The 19290-nt window shown below is 41.5% G+C and carries 16 protein-coding genes; 8 read left to right on the forward strand and 8 right to left on the reverse strand.

The features are described from left to right. Positions 1–172: 172 nt before the first annotated feature. From I8752_RS27680 to I8752_RS27690, 3 genes are all read right to left on the reverse strand, one after another. Positions 173–2401 (reverse strand): molybdopterin oxidoreductase family protein, encoded by a 2229-nt coding sequence (locus tag I8752_RS27680; protein ID WP_214435434.1) that lies wholly within the window; start codon positions 2399–2401, stop codon positions 173–175. A 320-nt stretch (positions 2402–2721) separates the two neighbouring features. Then, positions 2722–4221, reverse strand: coding sequence for a NarK family nitrate/nitrite MFS transporter (locus I8752_RS27685; protein ID WP_214435435.1), 1500 nt, complete (start codon positions 4219–4221; stop codon positions 2722–2724). 122 nt (positions 4222–4343) lie between these two features. Then, a complete protein-coding gene (locus I8752_RS27690) occupies positions 4344–5966 on the reverse strand; it encodes a ferredoxin--nitrite reductase (protein ID WP_214435436.1) in 1623 nt (540 codons plus the stop codon). A gap of 469 nt (positions 5967–6435) precedes the next feature. Here I8752_RS27690 and I8752_RS27695 point away from each other — a divergent pair, with 469 nt between their 5' ends. The 3 genes from I8752_RS27695 (at position 6436) to I8752_RS27705 (ending at position 9217) form a co-directional block, all read left to right on the forward strand. After that, entirely contained in the window at positions 6436–6861 is a 426-nt protein-coding gene (locus I8752_RS27695; RefSeq protein ID WP_214435437.1) for a QcrA and Rieske domain-containing protein, read from the forward strand. A gap of 69 nt (positions 6862–6930) precedes the next feature. Continuing rightward, on the forward strand, positions 6931–8226 hold the full coding sequence (locus I8752_RS27700; protein WP_214435438.1) for a HEAT repeat domain-containing protein: 1296 nt from the start codon (positions 6931–6933) through the stop codon (positions 8224–8226). 721 nt (positions 8227–8947) lie between these two features. Beyond that, positions 8948–9217: a hypothetical protein gene (locus I8752_RS27705; protein ID WP_214435439.1), complete on the forward strand. Its 270-nt coding sequence runs from the start codon at positions 8948–8950 to the stop codon at positions 9215–9217. A 477-nt stretch (positions 9218–9694) separates the two neighbouring features. Here I8752_RS27705 and I8752_RS27710 read toward each other — a convergent pair whose 3' ends face one another. Together I8752_RS27710 and nagA are read right to left on the reverse strand one after the other, a co-directional pair. Then, positions 9695–9964 (reverse strand): hypothetical protein, encoded by a 270-nt coding sequence (locus I8752_RS27710; protein WP_214435440.1) that lies wholly within the window; start codon positions 9962–9964, stop codon positions 9695–9697. A 657-nt stretch (positions 9965–10621) separates the two neighbouring features. Next, complete coding sequence (gene nagA / locus I8752_RS27715; protein WP_214435441.1) at positions 10622–11806, reverse strand: N-acetylglucosamine-6-phosphate deacetylase; 1185 nt, start codon at positions 11804–11806, stop codon at positions 10622–10624. Between the two features lie 247 nt (positions 11807–12053). On the opposite strand from nagA, the gene purE reads away from it, so the two are divergent. Then, complete coding sequence (purE, locus tag I8752_RS27720; RefSeq protein ID WP_214435442.1) at positions 12054–12569, forward strand: 5-(carboxyamino)imidazole ribonucleotide mutase; 516 nt, start codon at positions 12054–12056, stop codon at positions 12567–12569. A 372-nt stretch (positions 12570–12941) separates the two neighbouring features. Here purE and I8752_RS27725 read toward each other — a convergent pair whose 3' ends face one another. Next, positions 12942–13079 (reverse strand): hypothetical protein, encoded by a 138-nt coding sequence (locus tag I8752_RS27725; RefSeq protein ID WP_214435443.1) that lies wholly within the window; start codon positions 13077–13079, stop codon positions 12942–12944. A 49-nt stretch (positions 13080–13128) separates the two neighbouring features. Between I8752_RS27725 and I8752_RS27730 the strand changes: the two genes are divergently transcribed. The 4 genes from I8752_RS27730 to I8752_RS37680 all read left to right on the forward strand — a co-directional run bounded on the left by I8752_RS27730 (position 13129) and on the right by I8752_RS37680 (position 17033). Beyond that, on the forward strand, positions 13129–13452 hold the full coding sequence (locus tag I8752_RS27730; protein WP_214435444.1) for a YnfA family protein: 324 nt from the start codon (positions 13129–13131) through the stop codon (positions 13450–13452). A 674-nt stretch (positions 13453–14126) separates the two neighbouring features. Beyond that, entirely contained in the window at positions 14127–15572 is a 1446-nt protein-coding gene (locus tag I8752_RS27735; protein ID WP_318780901.1) for an ammonium transporter, read from the forward strand. 74 nt (positions 15573–15646) lie between these two features. Beyond that, positions 15647–16471, forward strand: coding sequence for an SGNH/GDSL hydrolase family protein (locus tag I8752_RS27740; RefSeq protein ID WP_214435445.1), 825 nt, complete (start codon positions 15647–15649; stop codon positions 16469–16471). Positions 16472–16709: 238 nt separating this feature from the next. Continuing rightward, the gene (locus I8752_RS37680; protein ID WP_225895954.1) at positions 16710–17033 is read left to right on the forward strand and encodes a hypothetical protein; all 324 of its coding nucleotides are present in this window, start codon (positions 16710–16712) and stop codon (positions 17031–17033) included. Between the two features lie 48 nt (positions 17034–17081). Here I8752_RS37680 and I8752_RS27750 read toward each other — a convergent pair whose 3' ends face one another. After that, positions 17082–17579: a DUF29 domain-containing protein gene (locus I8752_RS27750; protein ID WP_214435447.1), complete on the reverse strand. Its 498-nt coding sequence runs from the start codon at positions 17577–17579 to the stop codon at positions 17082–17084. A 97-nt stretch (positions 17580–17676) separates the two neighbouring features. After that, positions 17677–18786: an S-(hydroxymethyl)glutathione dehydrogenase/class III alcohol dehydrogenase gene (locus tag I8752_RS27755; protein WP_214435448.1), complete on the reverse strand. Its 1110-nt coding sequence runs from the start codon at positions 18784–18786 to the stop codon at positions 17677–17679. Positions 18787–19290 lie beyond the last annotated feature (504 nt).

The following is a 19290-nucleotide window of genomic DNA, read 5'->3' on the forward strand; positions in this document are numbered from 1 at the left end:
GGATAAGGGGCGGGGGAAAGGGGGAAAGGTTTGTTATTTTCCCTTTAACCTTTACCCTTTAACCTTTTCCCACAAGAGTGCAAAAAGAACTTTTGCTCATAGGTCTATTGATTAAACTACTAAATATCAATTTTGAATTGCCTATTATTGATTTAGGAGTATACCTAGCAGCTTACCATTGTGAGGATTGGAGTTGATAATTTTTGACTACCATTTTATGAGCAACTGGTATTAGTTGCACGGCGCACGCTTTTAATTCTGGTTGGAGTGAATCAGGACAAGATTCGGGGTGAGTGAGGGCGTTAGCTTCAGCATTGTCTGCCCATAGCGCTCCCCAGTGCATAGGGACAAATACTGTCCCAGGTGCGATCGCTTTTGTCACTTTTGCTGGAAAATTAGCTTGACCTCGACGCGATCGCACTTCTACTAATTGATTCTCGCTAATTCCTAATTGAGCCGCATCACGGGGATGAATTTCTATGAATGGTTGGGGATGCATAGAGCGAATTTTTTCAATGCGACCAGTACGCGTCTGGGTGTGCCAATGTCCGTAAAGTCTTCCATTAGTTAACACAAAAGGATAATCGGGGTCGGGTGGTTCTGCCAGTCCCTTTGAGTAATATGCCCCAAATCGAGCGCGTCCATCAGGGGTATGAAAACGTAAATCGGTGTACAAGCGTTTGGAATGGGGAAGATGAGGAGGATGAGGGAGAAGTTTTGCCCCCTGATCTCCCTTATCCCCCTCATCTTTTGGATGGGGCCATTGAGTTGGGCCTTGGGTTTTTAATTGCTCGTGACTGATACCTGTCATATCGCAGGGGCGACCCCTGGTCAATTGGGTAAATTCAGCATAAACTTCCGCAGAGTTGGCAAAGGAAAATTCTTTGACAAAGCCGAGCCTGCGACCAACTTCTGCAAAAATTTCCCAATCTGCTTTCGCTTCTCTTGGTGGTTGGCGGAATGCTTGACACAGAGTTACCGTTCGTTCGGAATTTGTCATCACGCCAGTTTTCTCACCCCACTGAGCGGCTGGCAGTAAAACGTGAGCGTAAGCAGCGGTTTCTGTTGGATAATAAGCGTCTTGGTAAATAGTAAAAGGCGATCGCAACAAGGCTTTCTTAGTCCTCTCCAAATCTGGCATACTCACAGCGGGATTAGTAGCAGCAATCCACAGTAAACCCACACTGCCATTTTCCAACCCAGTAATCATATCCCAAGCAGTTAAACCAGGATTGGCAGAAATTTGTCCTCGCTTGATTTTCCAAACATCTTCAACTTCTGCTCGATGTTGGTCATTTTTCACCAAACGATAACCGGGTAGCAAATGCGCCAAACCCCCGGCTTCCCTTCCTCCCATCGCATTTGGTTGACCTGTGAGTGAAAAAGGCCCCGATCCTGGCTTACCAATTTGTCCAGTCATCAGGTGCAAGTTAATGATAGTTCTTACCTTGGCTGTACCTTCACTCGATTGATTCACACCCATTGACCATAGCGATAGCACCCGCTGCGATTCACCCCAGTAGCGAGCTGCTGTTTCTAAATTTTCAATACTGATTCCGCATTGACGAGCCACTACTTCTGGCGGATAGTGACGAATAACCTCGGCGTATGCAGAAAAGTTGCTAGTGCAATCTTCGATAAACATAGTATCGATGTGACCCCAACGCATCAATAGATGGGCGATACCATTTAACAAATCAATATCTGTACCGGGACGAATCGCTAAATGCAAATCAGCTGCTTCTGCGGTCGGTGTATGACGGGGATCGACCACAATCATTTTGACTTTGCGATTCTTTCTGTGATATTTCTCCAGTCGATTAAAAACAATCGGGTGGCATTCTGCTGTATTAGTACCAATTAAAAAGGCACAATCGGTTAACTCCAAATCTTCATAGCAGCAGGGAGGTCCATCTGAACCAAAGCTTTGAATGTACCCAGCTACAGCACTGGACATACATAAACGCGAGTTGGCATCAAAATTATTACTACCCAAACATCCTTTCATGAGTTTCTGGGCTGTGTAATAGTCTTCAGTTTGAAACTGACCGGAACCATACATACATATAGCTTCTGGCCCTTGGGTAAAGCGCACTGTTTGAAGGCGATTGACGATTGTATCAAAAGCTTCATCCCAACTAACGCGGCGAAACTCCCGATCCAAAGAGTCTCGCACCATCGGGTAATGTAGCCTATTTTTATCTAAAGATTCAGCGATCGTCGCACCTTTGACACAAACCATACCTTGACTAGATGGGTGGGCTTTGTCGCCTCGTACCCGCCAAATTGGGTTTCCTTGGCTATCTCGATGAGTTGCTTTGCCTTGTTGTGCTGGGGGGGAGACTTCTAGACCACAGCCAACACCACAGTAAGGACATAGAGTTTTAATAAATTCACTCATGGCATTCACACCATTTTGGATTTTGCAGAGATTTATTAAGCGAAGTGGCGTATTTTGGATGGTGCTACCTTACTTGCAGCGATTTGAAAATTCGCGAGTTGCAGATTCATCTCAAATAATGAAGATTTAAAACTACAAATAATACCAATTCGTAATTCTTAATTCGTAATTAATAAATTCAGAACCGTTTAGTTTTCTTTCTTATACTTAATTACTGACTGAATGTGAATAAAATCATGAAATTTTAAGGATAAAGATACAATTAACTAAGTTAAAAACAGAGGGTTAATTATATTCTTTATCCTTTATTCTTCAATCAATTATTCTTCTGCTAAAACAGTAGGGTGTGGAGTTGATTCTGGTAATTCACCTTCAAAAGCACCAGCGAAAGATCCTTTTGGTTCTTTCAGGAAGAAGCCACACATAAAAGCGCAGACCATAGCCGCTAAACCCATGGTGGTAAATAATGTTGATGCGTCAGTTAAACTAAAAATTGTCAGATAAACTACGCCACCAACATTACCGTAAGCTCCTACGTTACCAGCAATTTGTCCGGTAGCTTCTTTTTTAATTAAAGGTACAATCCCGTAGGTTGCACCGCAACCAGCTTGAGCAAAGTAGGCAGCAAACATAGTTACTGCGATCGCTAGAGGAATCGGCCAGTTGCCATTAATAAAATGTGCCATTAAATAGCCAACTCCGATGCCAGCGCTGATAATTGTGATTGTCCACTTCCGCGAGCCAAATTTATCAGATATTAAGCCGCCACTGGGACGAGAAACTAAGTTCAAAAAAGGATAAGTAGCAGCAATCATGCCAGCGACTACATGCTCTAAACCAAAGGTTTTTTCAAAAAATGCCGGCAACATAGAAACCGCTGCCAATTCACTACCAAAGTTAGTGACATAAGTGAATTCGAGTAAAGCTACTTGACTAAACTGATAGCGTTGAGATAGAGCGTAGGTTTTCTTACCAATTAAAAGTTCTCGGTTTACTTGATAAGCTTTGTAGGTTTGGTACGCAAATAATCCTGCTAACACTACCCAAGTCAAATACATTTGGCTGAGAGTCAGAAAGTGAATGTTCTTTTGTTCCAAGCGCCAAGCTAATAAACCCAAAGCAAATATCAAACCAAAATTAGAAACAATCATTGCCCAGAAGCTTTTAACACTAGTTACTTCTAAAGCACCGTTTTTCTTGGGTCGCTTGTAAACTTTATCAGCGGGTGTATCTTGGACACTGTTGTAATAAATTACGCCGTAAATGGCAGCAACGATTCCTGTAAACGCGATCGCAAATCGCCAGTTGGAAGTACCGCCAGCCAGAAACGCGGTCGAAACTGCGATCGTTGGCAGGGCAAATTCTGCCCCAAAAGCACCAAAGTTACCCCAGCCGCCATAAATACCTTGGGCACTTCCCATCTCCTTCGGGGGAAACCATTCCGCCACCATGCGAATACCGACAACAAACCCAGATCCGACAATTCCCATTAGCAAACGACTGATGACTAATTGGTTAAAGTCTTGGGACAGCGCTGTAGCTAAACAGGGAACGGCAGCAAATATCAACAGTATTGAGTAGGTAATTCGCGGGCCGAAACGATCCAGCAGCATACCAATAATCAGTCGTGCCGGAATTGTGAGAGCAAGGTTACAGATGCCCAAAGTTTTTATTTGTTCGGGCGCTAGATGTAGTTGTTTGCCAATGGTTGTAGCAAAGGGAGCAAAGTTGAACCAACAAACAAAGGTGAGAAAGAAGGCAAACCAAGTCTGATGTAATATTTTGTAGCGCCCACTAAACGAAAATAAACCTTTAAGCATTTAATCTTCCCCACTAAAAAACAAAAAATTGCACAAGGAATCCTATAGGCAATCAGGAATTGCCCTCAGAAAATTTCGTATTGGAGTTATGAAAGACTCGTGTAAGTCGTTCTTTGTAATGACTAATGACTAATAACTGTGACGGGTTCTCGCAAGCGTGCGCCAAAATTTTCTATCAACAGTTTCCGCAATACTGGCTGTAAGTCTTCGCAGGGTATGCCTTTGACGACACAAGTCCCTAAATGAGCGTCTTTGCCGACTTTACCCCCCATATAGATGTCAACTCCTTCCACAGTTTTGCCATCTTTACGAGTTTTAGTTCCCATTAAACCGATGTCTGCAACCTGGGGCTGTCCGCAGGAGTTAGGGCAACCTGTCCAGTGAATTCGGACTGGACGAGTCAAACCTAACTCGGCTTCTAAGGATTTAATCATTGCCAAGGCACGGTTTTTAGTTTCGATTAAGGCAAAGTTGCAAAACTGTGCCCCCGTACAAGAAACTAGCGATCGCGTCAGTAAATTGGGATCGATGGAAAATCTTTCTAGTAGCGGCTCTGTTAAAAATGTTGCTAAACGTGAGTCAGGAATATTGGGGATAACAATATTTTGCTCAACTGTGAGTCGGATTTCACCACTGCCGTAAACTTCAGCTAAATTGGCAATTTCAAACATATCTTCGGCATACAACCTACCAACAGGAATGTGTAAACCTACGTAGTTCAATCCTGATTGTTTTTGTTTGTATACCCCGATATGGTCGCGTTTTTGCCAATCAATTTCATCTTTTGCGGCTGCGGGTAACAACGATTTACCCAAACGCTTTTCTACTTCCAAACGAAACTTTTCTAATCCCCATTCATCAATTAGCCACATCAGACGAGATTTTTGCCGATTGGCACGCGGGCCGTAATCGCGGAAAACTTCTAAAACGGCTCTACATACAGCTACTACATCTTCTGGAGACACCCAAGCATTCAAAGGAATCGCCGCTTCACAGCGTTTGGCAGAGAAAAAGCCACCTACGAGGATGTTGAAGCCGAATATTGAGGATGAGGGGGATGAGGGGGATGAGGGAGATGAGGGAGATATTTCTTCCCCTGCTTCCCCTGCTCTCTTGAAGGCTGGGACGAAAGCTAGATCGTTAATCTCCGCGTGAACGGAATTATCTCGTCCACCAGCGATCGCAATGTTAAATTTCCGTGGTAGGTTGGTAAATTCTGGATTGCCTTGTCCTTTGTTGGTGAGCATATCCTGAATTTGCTGCACCAACTCTCTGGTGTCATACAACTCATCGGCATCCAAACCCGCTACAGGGTCGCCTGTGATATTGCGAACGTTGTCCATACCCGACTGGACACTGGTTAAACCAACGGAATGAAATCTATTAAAGATATCTGGTAAGTCTTCAATTCTGATGCCCCGCAACTGAATATTCTGTCTTGTAGTAATGTCAGCACAACCGTCATCACCGTAACGCTGTACTACCGACGCTAGAGCTTGCATCTGACTGCTGGTAATAATACCATTGGGCATCCGCATCCGCATCATAAATTTGCCTGGGGTGACTGGACGAAAGAATACACCCACCCACTTCAGTCGATGATCGCGGTCTGTTTCATCCATTGCTTCCCAGCCTAGAGAAGCAAATTTTTCTATTTCCTCTTTGACGGCAAGTCCATCTTTTTCAGCTTTGAATTTCTCGAACTTATTCAGGCTAGCTTTGGTGGTAGTTGCTGTATCTGTCATAACTTGGCTCTCATTGCAAATTGCTATGGTAGTTGCCTAATACTAATTAGCCTCTAGTCTCTTGATTCCCTGGATTTATGGGGTTTAGTTGCTGAAAATGTCTATATTGTTAGCGGTTAATTTTTGGTGGCTCAGTGCGTCTACATGTGTTCTTTTGATTGCTGAATCGCAGGTAAAAGGCTTGGAATAAGCCGAACGCAACTTCGTAATTAGTTAGGTGATTGTAATCTTTTACATTTGTAAAGTTTGTCAAGAGGACTTGGTGACTGTTCGTGTAACAATTTCGATACTTATCAGGTTAAGGTCGCTTTTTCGTTAAAATCGTATAAATGGCTACGAAAATTGGGTAAAATTGCTGAAAATGTATAGCTAAAATGCGTTTTTTGCATCACCTGTTGTTAATGAGTGACACAAAGCCTAAGAAAAACGCGATCGCCCTCAATGTAAATTTTCAGGATTATCCACAACTATGAAACGTCGTGATTTTATCAATTGGGTAGGTTTAGGTTGGATAGCTAGTAGCTTACCTGTTGCGATCGCCGCCTGTACTTCCCAGACAACAACGCCAACATCTTCGGCATCCAAAGATTGGCAAACAGTGGGGACTTCAGCAGAATTAGATAAGAACGGTCAATTACTTGCTAATAACTCACCCGTTGGGCCTGTTTTGGTAATTGGTACATCTAAAACCGCAAATCTGATTGCTGTGAATCCCACCTGTACCCATAAAGGTTGCACAGTAGGATGGAAAGCTGAAGCCAAAAAATTTGTCTGTCCTTGTCACAAATCAGAATTTGCGGCTGATGGTAAAGTACAAAAAGGCCCAGCCACAGAACCCCTCAAAACTTACGCCGCCAAAATTGAAGGGAATTCAGTTGCAGTCAAGCCAACTTAATAATAGAAGGGAGACAAGGGGATAAGGGGAACAAATAACTACTGACAACTGACAACTGACTATTGACTAATGACTACTATCAACCAGCTTTTGGAGCAAGCGCAGGCAGCACATGATGCAGCTGATTGGTCATTACTGATTGAATCTTTGCAAAAGTTAATTTTAGAGGATTCCCAACATCCAGAAATAATTAAAAATCAAGAGTATTTACTGGAATTAGCACTTTCAGTTTTGGAAATGGCAGATTTTCAGCAACGCTGGGATATTGCCAAAGTCTTCACTTATCTGGGAGATATTGCCATCCCACCGTTAATCGAGATTTTAGAAGATGAAAACGTAGATGAAGAGGCCCGTTGGTATGCAGCACGGATTTTAGGTGAGTTTCAGCATCCAGATGTCATAGAACCTTTGATGGAATTGCTGAAAACCGATGAAGATGAAGAACTTAAAGCGATCGCAGCTACAGCATTGGGGCAAATGGGTACTCTTGCGATTACTGGACTTGCCGAACTCTTAAACAATGAAGAGACTAAGCTTTTGGCAGTGCGATCGCTTGCTTGTATCCATAACACAGAGACAATTGCACCTCTGTTGATGGTAGTACAAGATTCACAACCAGCAGTCCGCGCCGCTGCAATTGAAGCCCTCAGCAGCTTTCGTGACGAACGCATACCACCGTTGCTGTTAAACGCATTGGATGATCTTGCTGCCAAAGTCAGACGTGTAGCAGTAATTGGTTTGGGTTTTCGTCCTGACTTATGTACAGAGTTGGATTTGGTGACAAGACTGCAACCTCGATTATATGATTTCAACCTTGAGGTTTGTAGTGCTGCTGCGATCGCCCTTTCACGTATGGGTAGTGAAGAGGCTATGCAGCACTTATTTCAAGTGCTAATCTCACCCCACACACCAATAACTCTGCAAATAGAAATTATCCGCGCTTTGATTTGGGTAGAGACGCTATCCTGTTTGGGCTACTTGCGGCAAGCATTTTATCAAAGTACATCAGAGACAGTGTGGCAAGAAATTGTCACAGTTCTGGGAAGAGTACAAAAACCGCAGTTAACTGCACCCGCCGCAGAAATTTTGTTAGACATCTTGCGATCGCAGCATCCAGTTATTAAAGTTGCCAGCATCAAAAGTGCAATCGCTTTGTCTTTAGGACAGTTAGGCTGCATCCAGGCGATCGAAACATTGATTTTGCTGCTAGCCGATTCCGAACAACAGGTAAAACTGCATGTTGTCGCCGCACTCAAAAAGCTGTCCCCAGAAGTAGCATTCCAAAAATTACAGCAATTACTAAATAATTCCTGTATTACACCAGATTTACACCAAGGAATAGCGATCGCTCTTGCCGAATGGTAAAACAAGCTCTAATTTCATGGATGTAACATGCAGGATTTGCACTGTTAGAGATTTGTTATATCAAGTCCGCCTAATTAGTTGTAATTAAGTCAATCTATACAGAAAGCTCGAAAACCCCTCTCCTGTTAGGTTTTAATAATAAATCTTTAACCAAACAAAATATTAGAGGCGCAAATACTCTTTCATTTGTGTTACTTTTGCAGACAAAATTGCAGGAATTATGTTTGAAATCTTGAATTAAAAAAACTCCGCAAATGCACACATATTATAAGCGGAGCTGAAACGATTGCGATAAGTCGTAGATGAATATAGCATCTCTTTTACCGTTAGATATAGTCCAAAAGGTATATACAATCAAAGGATATTTTACTGAAACAAATCGATGTATAGCCTTTGGATACTAGCTTTGCGTATTGAGTCTGAGACTTTTGATCGAAGAACAATTATGTCTAATGGCATAGTCCTTTATTGCTAGTCCAAAATTGAGAGTTATGTTAGTCATTTTTGAGAGTTGAAAAGACAATGTAATTGACAGACATAATATTTACCTTCAGCGATAATGCATAACAGACATAATTACAAATATTATGTCTTTTTCGGCTATATTAACTAGTTGAATCTAAAAAATATTTGAAGCAAAATAGCATCAAGTAGTTAAGTTCAAGAGCTTAATTACCTGCAAAAACAACTTGTCGAAAGTCAATTAATCTAGGAGTAAATTATGTCGAACATTACTGTTTTTGAACTAAACAATGCTGGCATTCAATTGTTTGAAGATTCAGAAAGCTTTCTCAATGATTTAAGTGATATAGATTCTGGATCTGTAAATGGTGGTGGTAGTAATGCTGGTGGTGGTGCTGGTGGTGGTGCAGGTTTTGGTGGTGACATTAGCAATCCTACAGCATTAACAAAGTTGGCTGAAGCGTTTGTAACTGTATATGGTATTGGTCACATTGCCTATATAGCTAAATCCTTCAGCGGAGTCCAATAGTAAGAACGATAGTTCTTACTAATCTATTATGAGGTTTATGGAGGTAAAGTAAAAACAATCTCTGCTATTAGCAGAAGGTTCGCACATGACTAAGCCTCCATAAACCTCTATCAAAACTAGCTATGTAAATAGCTAAACTATAGTAAAAAATTTGCCATTTTCTCCTTACAATTTACAACCTAGCCTATTTGAATGGGCTAGGTTTTTTCTTGTTGTTCTAGTTCTAGAAAAAATAAATTTGCAGGTTTAAGATTGGTTCAAAATTAAATAGTTTAAATCAAATAGCTTTAGGTACAGAAGCTCGATATAGCAAATCCTAAATCAATTATAAACAATAAAACCCCAACTTATTTAATAAGTCAGGGATGTGTGGGTTTAAATTCTCACTAGTCAACTGGGATTCATATAGTAGAGATTGTTGTTCCTTTACCTCCTATAAGTGTTATGAAGATTAGTATTGAACTATTGTTTTTACTACTAGACTGCGCTGAAGGATTTAGCTATATTGGCAACGTGACCAATACTATATACAGTTACAAATGCTTGAGTCAGCTTCGTTAATGCTGTCGGATTGCTAACATCACCTCCATCGCCAAGATTAGCACCACCATTACCACCACCAGCATTACTACCACCACCATTTACAGATCCAGAATCTATATCACTTAAATCATTGAGAAAGCTTTCTGAATCTTCAAACAATTGAATGCCAGCATTGTTTAGTTCAAAAACAGTAATGTTCGACATAATTTACTCCTAGATTAATTGACTTTCGACAAGTTGTTTTTGCAGGTAATTAAGCTCTTGAACTTAACTACTTGATGCTATTTTGCTTCAAATATTTTTCAAATTCAACTAGTTAATCTACTCGAATAAGACCTAATATTTGTAATTATGTCTGTTCTGCATTATCACTGGAGATAAATATTATGTCTATCAATTACATTGTCTTTTCAACTCTCAAAAATGATTAGCACAATTCTCAATTCTGGAATATCAACAAAGGACTATGCCATTAGACATAATTGTTATTCGATTAAAAGTCTCAGACTCAATACGCAAACCTGGCATCTCAAGGCTATACATCAATTTGTGTCAGAAAAACATCTTAAAATCTGTATAGCTTTTGGGCTATATCTAACGGTAAACGAGGTACTGGCTTCAGCTATGACTTCTCGTTAAAATTTCAGTTTTGCTTATAAGATGCATGTATTTAAAAGTTTTTTAAACTTTATACTTAAAGCATAATTCCTGCTATTTTGTCTGCAAAAGTAAAATTTTTTAGTAATGTAAGATTTGAAGGAATTAGTTTTGTAGATTTGATATAATAAAGGACTAGTTGTTTTTATTAGGTAATTAATGCTTTGGCTCTCTGACCTAGACAGAGAGCTTTTTTGTGAAAATTTAGCTTAATAGTCGCTGCCAAGTGAGTTCTTTTGTGGCTTCATCCCAATGCCAGCGTAATAAATTGGTGGGTTGATTGAAGACAATTCCTGGTAAATTAATTATTTGTCTTGGTGCATCCGTAGCTAGTGCGATCGCACTTTCCACATCACAAACTCCCCATTTGACTAAATTCTGTACTCCCACCAATAAAGGTAAAGTTGTCCCCGATAAAGTACCATCAGGCAATCGGGCAGTACCGTTTGTAACTTCTATTTCTCGACTGTCCCAGGGATACACCCCATCAGCTAGCCCCAAAGGCGCGAGGGCATCGCTAACTAGGAACAGTCCTTTCTCGTAATTACTGGCGCGAAGTAAAATTTGCAACATTGTTGGCGAAACATGCTGCCCATCGGCAATAAAACCACACATGACATCAGGATGGGTGATTGCTGCCCCTAATAATCCTGGTTCGCGGTGATGTAACGGTGGCATGGCGTTGAAAGCATGAGTTACCATCGTTGCACCGAGTTCAAAAGCACGTTGCGCTTGGGCAGCCGTTGCCTGAGAATGTCCTAAACTAACGGTAATGCCCAAAGAACGCAAAAATGGAATTACTTTACCTGTAGGATCTAACTCTGGTGCTAAGGTAATGACTTTGACAATAGCAGCATAATCGCCCAAAACCCGCTTCACTTCATCAATGGTTAGGGGCAATAAGTACTCTGCTGGATGTGCGCCGCGCTTTTGGAAATTCAAAAACGGCCCTTCTAAATGTACTCCGAGAATTTTCGCTCCTGCTTTTTGCTTGGGCAGAACATCAGCAATAACAGCTAGCGATCGCTGAATATTATCTACCGAAGTTGTCACTAATGTTGGTAAAAATCCATCAACCCCAACATTCCACAAAAATTGCGAAATTTCTGCCAATAGTTGAGAATCTGCGGCTGTTAAATCGGGAAATGCTAATCCCAACGCACCGTTAATCTGTAAATCGACTCCACCCAAAGAAATCCAGTCACCAGCCACATCCAATACTTGTAAGTTTGGTGCTGGAACCCGCTTAAATACTGTACCCATCGGCAAGATTTGCTTAATAATGCCCTGATGAACCAACAGCATCTGCAAATCTTTGTAACCAGGTACTCGCGCATTGATAATATCTACATTCGTAGCGATGGGACTTTGTGTTACTTCGAGCGTCATATTGGCCAGAATATAAATTAGTCTCACCCGATTTTAGATAAAATTCATTGCCACAAAACAAACACAGCAATCCGAATAGATGAGATGATAAGCATTACCCTGCCGTAATTCTAAGTAAACAGGACTTACGCAAAATTATGAAAAAACTAACCGCAAAGGGCGCAAAGGACACGAAGTTATAAGAGTTTCAGAGAGTTCTTGCGTAAGTCCTAGTAAAATAATTTTTAATTTTTAATTTTTAATTTCTATGACTCCTCTTGTCGGTATTATCATGGGCAGCGATTCCGATTTGCCCACTATGAAAGATGCGATCGCAGTATGTGAAGAATTTGATATTGAGAACGAAGTAGCGATCGTTTCTGCCCATCGGACTCCAGAACGTATGGTGCAGTATGCCCAACAAGCTCACCAACGCGGTATTAAGGTTATTATTGCGGGTGCGGGTGGTGCTGCCCATCTTCCAGGAATGGTAGCATCTCTTACGCCACTTCCAGTAATTGGCGTGCCCGTACCTACTCGGAATTTGCAAGGTGTGGACTCTTTATACTCAATTGTACAGATGCCAGCAGGTATCCCAGTGGCAACAGTAGCCATAGGCAATGCTAAAAATGCCGGGCTGTTGGCAGTGCAAATTCTCGCAACTCAGCAACCAGAATTACTCAAAAAAGTCCAACAATATCGCCAAACTCTAGCTGAATCGGTAATAGCAAAGCAAGCAAAACTGGAGCAACTAGGCTACGAGCAATATTTAAAACAACTTTAAGTTAACAATTGCTTAACTTTTTGTAGATAAATTTAATAACATTCTTCAGCGTTCTTTTCTGTGGTCGAGAAATGCTGATTTTGTAGAGGATACAGTTGTTCTCTTAAGTGTGTTGGCAGCTAATAGATGCTGCACTAACTCAAAAAATGTATCTAACAATACAGAATTTTGGTTGGACTGAGTAGAAAATCAATCAAATTTATTCATTGATTACGTAGATTTACTAGAGATACAACAGCAAGTAATCTCATAGGGCTAGCTGGTGCTTATTTGCTTGACCAAGCCCCGTTGAGGCGGGGTGTAGGGGAAGAGATAGCCCCAACCACCCTTGGGTACAAGCCCCATCTTTTAAGGCGATGCATTGGTGGGGGTTCAAGCCTTCACCAATGCCGTCTTCACTACACCCAACACCCTGCCCCCAACACCCTGTTCTTGACTCGCCTCTCGATCGTTCTGCTTGGGAAAGACTACCACCAGCCCAGAATTTAAGGTTAACAACCGTAGGAACAATGATTTTATATTTTTTTGAATAAAAAAATATACCTGTAAATCTAGTCAAATGATGAAATCAGTGCTTTATTTTACATGGGCTGGGTTATTTGAAATTGGTGGCGGTTACCTAATTTGGTTGTGGTTGCGGCAAGGTAAATCTATTTGGTGGGGAATATTGGGTGGAATTGCTTTAGCGCTGTATGGAGTAATTGCTACTTTCCAGCCAGGAAACTTTGGTAAAGTCTATGCAGCTTATGGTGGTGTATTTATTGTTATGGCAATGCTTTGGGGTTGGAAGATAGATGGCGTAACTCCAGATCGATATGACTTACTTGGAGGTTTTTTAGCCCTATTGAGTGTCTTTATTATTATGTTTGCACCGAGAATATAATATACCAACTTCCTACAGGGCACATGTCGATGTAGAAGAGAGAAAATTAGTCTTAAAGATTTAGTTTGAAGCCTACGAATTGATGATGTTGTTATTAAGCTGTTATCCCTTGAACTTACATATTTACTGTTGAAGGTAATCTTTTGTCATGAGTCATTATAAGCTAGCGTAGACAACTTATTAATAATAAATAACAAGTGACAGTATTAACCCAAAACCGTGTATTTAGACGCGTATTAGCTGATTAGAGTGAGTAAGGGGTGTGACCCCTGATGCACTTATTAGGCGTTTTACAAGTAAACCCAAATGCCGGAAAATAGAAGATAGTATTTATAATATCAAATAAAAAATTATCAAAAATCTGTGTGCAAATATACTAAGAAGGATAGAAAAAATTCGTAAGACTTAGAAACTCTCTCGAATATCTTTGTTTTTAGCAATAAATAACTGAAAAATCGAAAAACTTTCAACACAATAAAATACTATTACTTCTAAAAAATATGCAAAAATTACAATGTTTCATCATTACTTAACGCTTGGCATCCGCAACGGAGATTATATTTTTGTTAATCTTTCAACAAAAACGAAAGTTTAAGTAACTTTCAAGACAAAAGAGAGTAACAAAAAATAATGAAATGTAGTTAAGTATACACAATTATTGGACTTGAGGGAGAATGGAACAAAAACAAGTGTTGAAGAAAGCTGTCACAATTGGGGCTTTTACCCTATTGCTGCTGGGAGGGCCGCTGATGGGCAATGCCTTTGCCCAAACACAAACTCCGGCTCCTGTGGCTCCGCCTGCTCTAGATACGGGTGATACAGCATTTATGCTGATTTCAGCAGCACTGGTTCTGTTGATGACACCGGGCTTGGCGTTCTTTTATGGCGGATTTGTGCGATCGCGCAACGTTTTGAATACGATATTGATGAGCTTTGTGCTCATGGCGATCGTGGGAGTTACTTGGATTCTTTGGGGCTACAGCCTAGCCTTTGCACCGGGATTACCATTCATCGGTGGCTTGCAGTGGTTGGGTTTAAATGGTGTGGGGCTAGAAACAACCGATTATCTTAAAGGGTCAAACCCAGCGGAGGTTGTTTCCTATGCAGCAACGATTCCCCACCAAGCATTCATGATTTATCAAGCCATGTTTGCTATTATCACCCCTGCTTTAATTTCTGGGGCGATCGCTGAACGGATGAGCTTCCGTGCCTATAGTTTGTTTGTCTTACTATGGTCAACGTTTGTTTATGCTCCCCTAGCTCACATGGTTTGGGGTAAAGGTGGATTTTTGGGCTTGTACGGCGGTATCGGTGCGCTGGACTTTGCAGGTGGTACAGTCGTGCATATTAGTTCTGGCGTTTCTGCTTTGGTTGCAGCGATCGTTCTTGGCGCTCGCAAAACCCATCCCGACCGCCTCAGTCCGCCACACAACGTACCGTTTATTTTGTTAGGTGCTGGCTTACTCTGGTTTGGCTGGTTTGGTTTTAACGCTGGGAGTGCTTTATCTGTAGCTAGTGGAACTTCGGGTAACTTAGTAACAAACGTAGCCACAACAGCTTTTGTTGCCACCAATACTGCTACTGCTGCGGCCGCTTTGATGTGGCTGATTTTAGAAGCAACTTTACGCGGTAAACCAACCGCCGTGGGTGCTGCTACAGGAGCCGTTGCTGGTTTAGTGGGTATTACCCCAGCCGCTGGATTTGTCACACCGCTAGCAGCGATTTTAGTTGGTGGTATTACCTCCTTTGTTTGCTTCTACGCTGTGAGTTTCAAGCACAAACTGCAAATTGACGATGCTCTAGACACCTATCCCGTGCATGGTGTAGGTGGAACAGTGGGCGCAATTTTAACAGCAGTTTTTGCCACCACTCAAGTCAATTCCGCAGGTAAAGACGGGGTGTTGCGCGGTAATTTTGGCGAACTGGGGGTTGAACTAGCAGCAATTATCATTGCCTATGTCATTGCTGCGGTTGGTACTTGGGTGATTTTGAAGATTCTGGACGCGACAGTTGGTCTGCGAGTTAAGGAAGAAACTGAATACCAAGGTTTGGATATCAACGAACATGGGGAAGAAGGTTATAATTCCGAGTTCGGCGATGGTGTAAAGGTTTCAGAGTAATTTCGGAAGATAGTGTGATTTTTAGCGCTGGCGAATTAGAATCTGAGTCAAATCATCGATAAAATTCGCTAGTCGTGTCCACATCTGTAAAAACCTTTCCTATCTGGGCATTTTTCTCGCTGTTAACCAACGGCATACTCATGTTGGCGGTAATCCTGCTGATTTGGCAACAGCAGCGATCTACCGCTTTTTTTAGTACTACATCTTCCGTGACTGGTAGCAACCAACCCCAAGTTGCACCAGATTTAGGCCCCCGTCATAAACTTAATTACCAGCAATGGCTAGACATTCTCCAAAAAGAAGCCAACGTAGCAACCCAAAAGCGTCCTCAGCGCTTAAGCATACTAGCTGGGGATTCTTTAAGTTTGTGGTTTCCCATTGAATTATTACCTGAAGATAGATATTGGCTTAATCAGGGAATTTCTGGGGAAACCAGCTATGGACTGTTAAAAAGATTAGATTTATTCGATCGCACCCAACCACAAGTTATTTTTGTGATGATTGGCATTAATGACTTGATCCGCGGGGTAAGCGATGAGGTCATTTTGGATAATCAACAGCAAATTATCGGTTATCTGCGAAGGGTGCATCCCAAAACGCAAATCGTTATCCAATCAATTTTGCCGCACGGTGACAAAGAGGCAACATGGGAAGGAAGGGAGAAACTACTGGCTATTACTAACACTCGGATTCGTCAGTTAAATCAACAGCTGCAAAACATAGCTGCTAAACAAGGCGTTAAATATTTTGATTTGTATCCTTTATTTATCAACCAGCAAGGATATCTTCGCCCGGAATTCTCTACTGATGGTTTACATTTAAGTCCCACAGGTTACGTTGTTTGGCGTACCGCATTACAGATTTATAGTCAAACGGAATTGGAAAGTCAGAAAAATTGATCGAGTCAGGTCTGCTGAAAATCGGACTCCATTTACTGTGAAGAGGCTTTCGATTGTAGGCAACCTGACACTAAATTTACTTTCAGCGATGTAAACCCTGAAAGTAAATTCTATAGTTTCACGACTGCATAAGGCGATCGCCCGATTGCCATAGAAGCATAAATGCTTGTAAAAGGACTAAGGTAAAAAACTTCAACATTTAATTTTTGGGCGAAAAAATAGATACAGTTGAGCTAATATGCCAGATGATTATTATTTACTTAGACTTGGTGGTTTGACTTCGCTAATTACAAGTGTAAATGTCTCTCTATGGGGAAACCGAATATCAGTTGAATGTGTGTATAATCCTACCGAGGTACGCTTGCCTTACATACTAGTTTTTCAAAACTGTCATGACATAAGATGGAGTGTGCATAACTCAGACAAAGTAAATGAAAAAGAAGCTGATATCATCGGCTTTTCTATTGGTACAGAATCTCATAAGAAAGCTGCTGTAATCACCACAGATATCTTTGAAATATCCATAGCTTACGGTCGTTTTACTCTTCAAAAAAATTGGTAAAAACTGCATTCTCAGTAGCAAACAAGGTCTATTCTTAATAGAATGCTTTTATTCCAATAAATTATCAGTTGCAGGTTCGTCTGGATAAAAGCGATCGCTTGAAATTTCCGCCATAGTATAAGAGCATTGCTGAGGAAAAGTTGAAAGTGGCAGGTTTGTTTCTGCTGATGCTAAATCCTTGGCGTTTTCGTAAGCTTCTTGAAGTGCTGCTTCTAGGTAAGGCTGCAAACTAGGATTTTCATTCAGTAGGTTGAGAATTTCTCGACGTTGGATGCGAATTGTTGCAATCCAACTACGACTGCGTTTTGTCGGTTGATATTCCCATTTCAACAAATGCCCAATTAATATACTGAGGCGGTTTCTCAACTCTTGGCGTTCTTTTCTGCCCAAAGATTCTATTTCCTCAATTAAATTGGACAAGTCGAGTTGATGCCATTGTTGATGACGCAAGAGGTTAGCTTGTTGTTGAGTCCAAGCGTAAAAATCAGTTTCATAGAGATTTTGTGTCAGGTTTGCCGCTGTTTGTCCGGTTTGTGGTGTCTGCATGGTCAAAACCTGCTGAAGTTTCTCCAATTTTAATTGGAATTGCCCAGCGATCGCTTTGCATGGGTAAAGAATAGCGATCGCTTCTGTACTTAATACATTAAAATGTCACTACACTGCGAATTGATTCGCCTTTGTGCATCAAATCAAAGGCATCATTTATTTTTTCAATCGGCATGACATGGGTAATCAAATCATCAATGTTGATTTTACCTTCCATATACCAATCAACAATTTTCGGCACATCTGTCCGCCCCCTAGCGCCACCAAATGCCGAACCTTTCCAAACGCGCCCAGTTACTAATTGAAATGGACGAGTACTAATTTCCTGACCAGCACCAGCAACGCCAATGATTACACTTACACCCCAACCTTTGTGGCAGCATTCTAAAGCTTGACGCATCACATTGACATTACCAATACATTCAAAGCTGTAATCAGCACCACCTTTTGTTAAATCAACTAAGTAAGGGACTAAATCCCCTTCAACTTCTTGGGGATTAACAAAGTGCGTCATCCCAAACTTTTCTGCCAAAGCGCGTTTGTTGGGATTAATATCTACCCCCACAATCATATTAGCTCCCACCATCCGCGCTGCTTGAATGACGTTTAAGCCAATCCCACCTAAGCCAAATACTACGACATTTGCACCTGGTTCCACCTTAGCTGTATTAATGACTGCACCGATACCTGTTGTCACGCCGCAGCCAATGTAACAAACCTTATCAAATGGAGCATCTTCCCGAATTTTCGCCACGGCGATTTCTGGCAGCACCGTATAGTTAGCGAAGGTGGATGTGCCCATATAATGATGAATCATTTGCCCATCAATACTAAAGCGACTAGTGCCATCGGGCATCACACCGCGTCCTTGGGTAGCGCGAATTGCTTGACAAAGATTCGTTTTCAAGCTAAGACAATATTCACATTGTCGGCATTCTGGAGTATACAGGGGAATCACGCGATCGCCTGGTTTCACACTGGTGACACCATCACCCACCTCCACTACTACACCAGCGCCTTCATGCCCCAAAATTGCTGGAAACAAACCTTCAGGATCTTCACCAGAAAGTGTAAAGGCATCGGTGTGACAAACTCCACTAGCTTTAATTTCAACCAACACTTCCCCAGCCTTTGGTTCGGCTAGTTGAACGGTTTCAATAGTCAACGGCTTACCCGCGCCGTAAGCGACTGCTGCTTTAACTTCCACGCCTCAGTTCTCCTGTATTGTCAGTTTTCATTTGTCAGTTGTCAAGAAGAGGATGGGGAGATAGCGAGCAAAGGAGATGAGGAGAAACAAGCCAATTTCTCTTACAGTATTTTTTCCCTCCGCCCCTCTGCTCCTCCGCCTTCCCTGCTTTCAAGGGTAGGTATTTAGCTTTTCGCGAAATACTTGAGAAAATTCTCAATTATTGAACGTAGGTTTAAGGTTTCAGACGATGATTTTGGTTCTAAAACCTAAAAAATGGCTCGAATCTGAAAAACCTACCCATAAGAGCGCCTCCCTTGCCTCGCTGCTCCTCCGCCCTTAAATAATTTATATCGGAGAGTAGTTGTGAAAATTTTTTGTAACTTTTTTGCAAATTAATTATAGAATTGCATTTTCTTGGGAGATTGGTACATTAGTTACAGGCGGCAGACCTTGAAAATGATATCAATCTGCTGCAACCAACTCATAATTGTATCAATATCTCAGTTACCTCTACTTTGGCAC

The sequence above is a fragment of the Dendronalium phyllosphericum CENA369 genome, assembly GCF_016056275.1.
In the GTDB taxonomy this organism is placed as follows: domain Bacteria; phylum Cyanobacteriota; class Cyanobacteriia; order Cyanobacteriales; family Nostocaceae; genus Dendronalium; species Dendronalium phyllosphericum.

Excerpts from the sequence above, each read along its gene's own strand:
- I8752_RS27680 (WP_214435434.1), bottom strand. The coding sequence starts at position 2,401 with ATGAGTGAATTTATTAAAACTCTATGTCCTTACTGTGGTGTTGGCTGT.
- I8752_RS27685 (WP_214435435.1), bottom strand. The coding sequence starts at position 4,221 with ATGCTTAAAGGTTTATTTTCGTTTAGTGGGCGCTACAAAATATTACAT.
- I8752_RS27690 (WP_214435436.1), bottom strand. The coding sequence starts at position 5,966 with ATGACAGATACAGCAACTACCACCAAAGCTAGCCTGAATAAGTTCGAG.
- I8752_RS27695 (WP_214435437.1), top strand. The coding sequence starts at position 6,436 with ATGAAACGTCGTGATTTTATCAATTGGGTAGGTTTAGGTTGGATAGCT.
- I8752_RS27700 (WP_214435438.1), top strand. The coding sequence starts at position 6,931 with ATGACTACTATCAACCAGCTTTTGGAGCAAGCGCAGGCAGCACATGAT.
- I8752_RS27705 (WP_214435439.1), top strand. The coding sequence starts at position 8,948 with ATGTCGAACATTACTGTTTTTGAACTAAACAATGCTGGCATTCAATTG.
- I8752_RS27710 (WP_214435440.1), bottom strand. The coding sequence starts at position 9,964 with ATGTCGAACATTACTGTTTTTGAACTAAACAATGCTGGCATTCAATTG.
- nagA (WP_214435441.1), bottom strand. The coding sequence starts at position 11,806 with ATGACGCTCGAAGTAACACAAAGTCCCATCGCTACGAATGTAGATATT.
- purE (WP_214435442.1), top strand. The coding sequence starts at position 12,054 with ATGACTCCTCTTGTCGGTATTATCATGGGCAGCGATTCCGATTTGCCC.
- I8752_RS27730 (WP_214435444.1), top strand. The coding sequence starts at position 13,129 with ATGATGAAATCAGTGCTTTATTTTACATGGGCTGGGTTATTTGAAATT.
- I8752_RS27735 (WP_318780901.1), top strand. The coding sequence starts at position 14,127 with ATGGAACAAAAACAAGTGTTGAAGAAAGCTGTCACAATTGGGGCTTTT.
- I8752_RS37680 (WP_225895954.1), top strand. The coding sequence starts at position 16,710 with ATGCCAGATGATTATTATTTACTTAGACTTGGTGGTTTGACTTCGCTA.
- I8752_RS27750 (WP_214435447.1), bottom strand. The coding sequence starts at position 17,579 with ATGCAGACACCACAAACCGGACAAACAGCGGCAAACCTGACACAAAAT.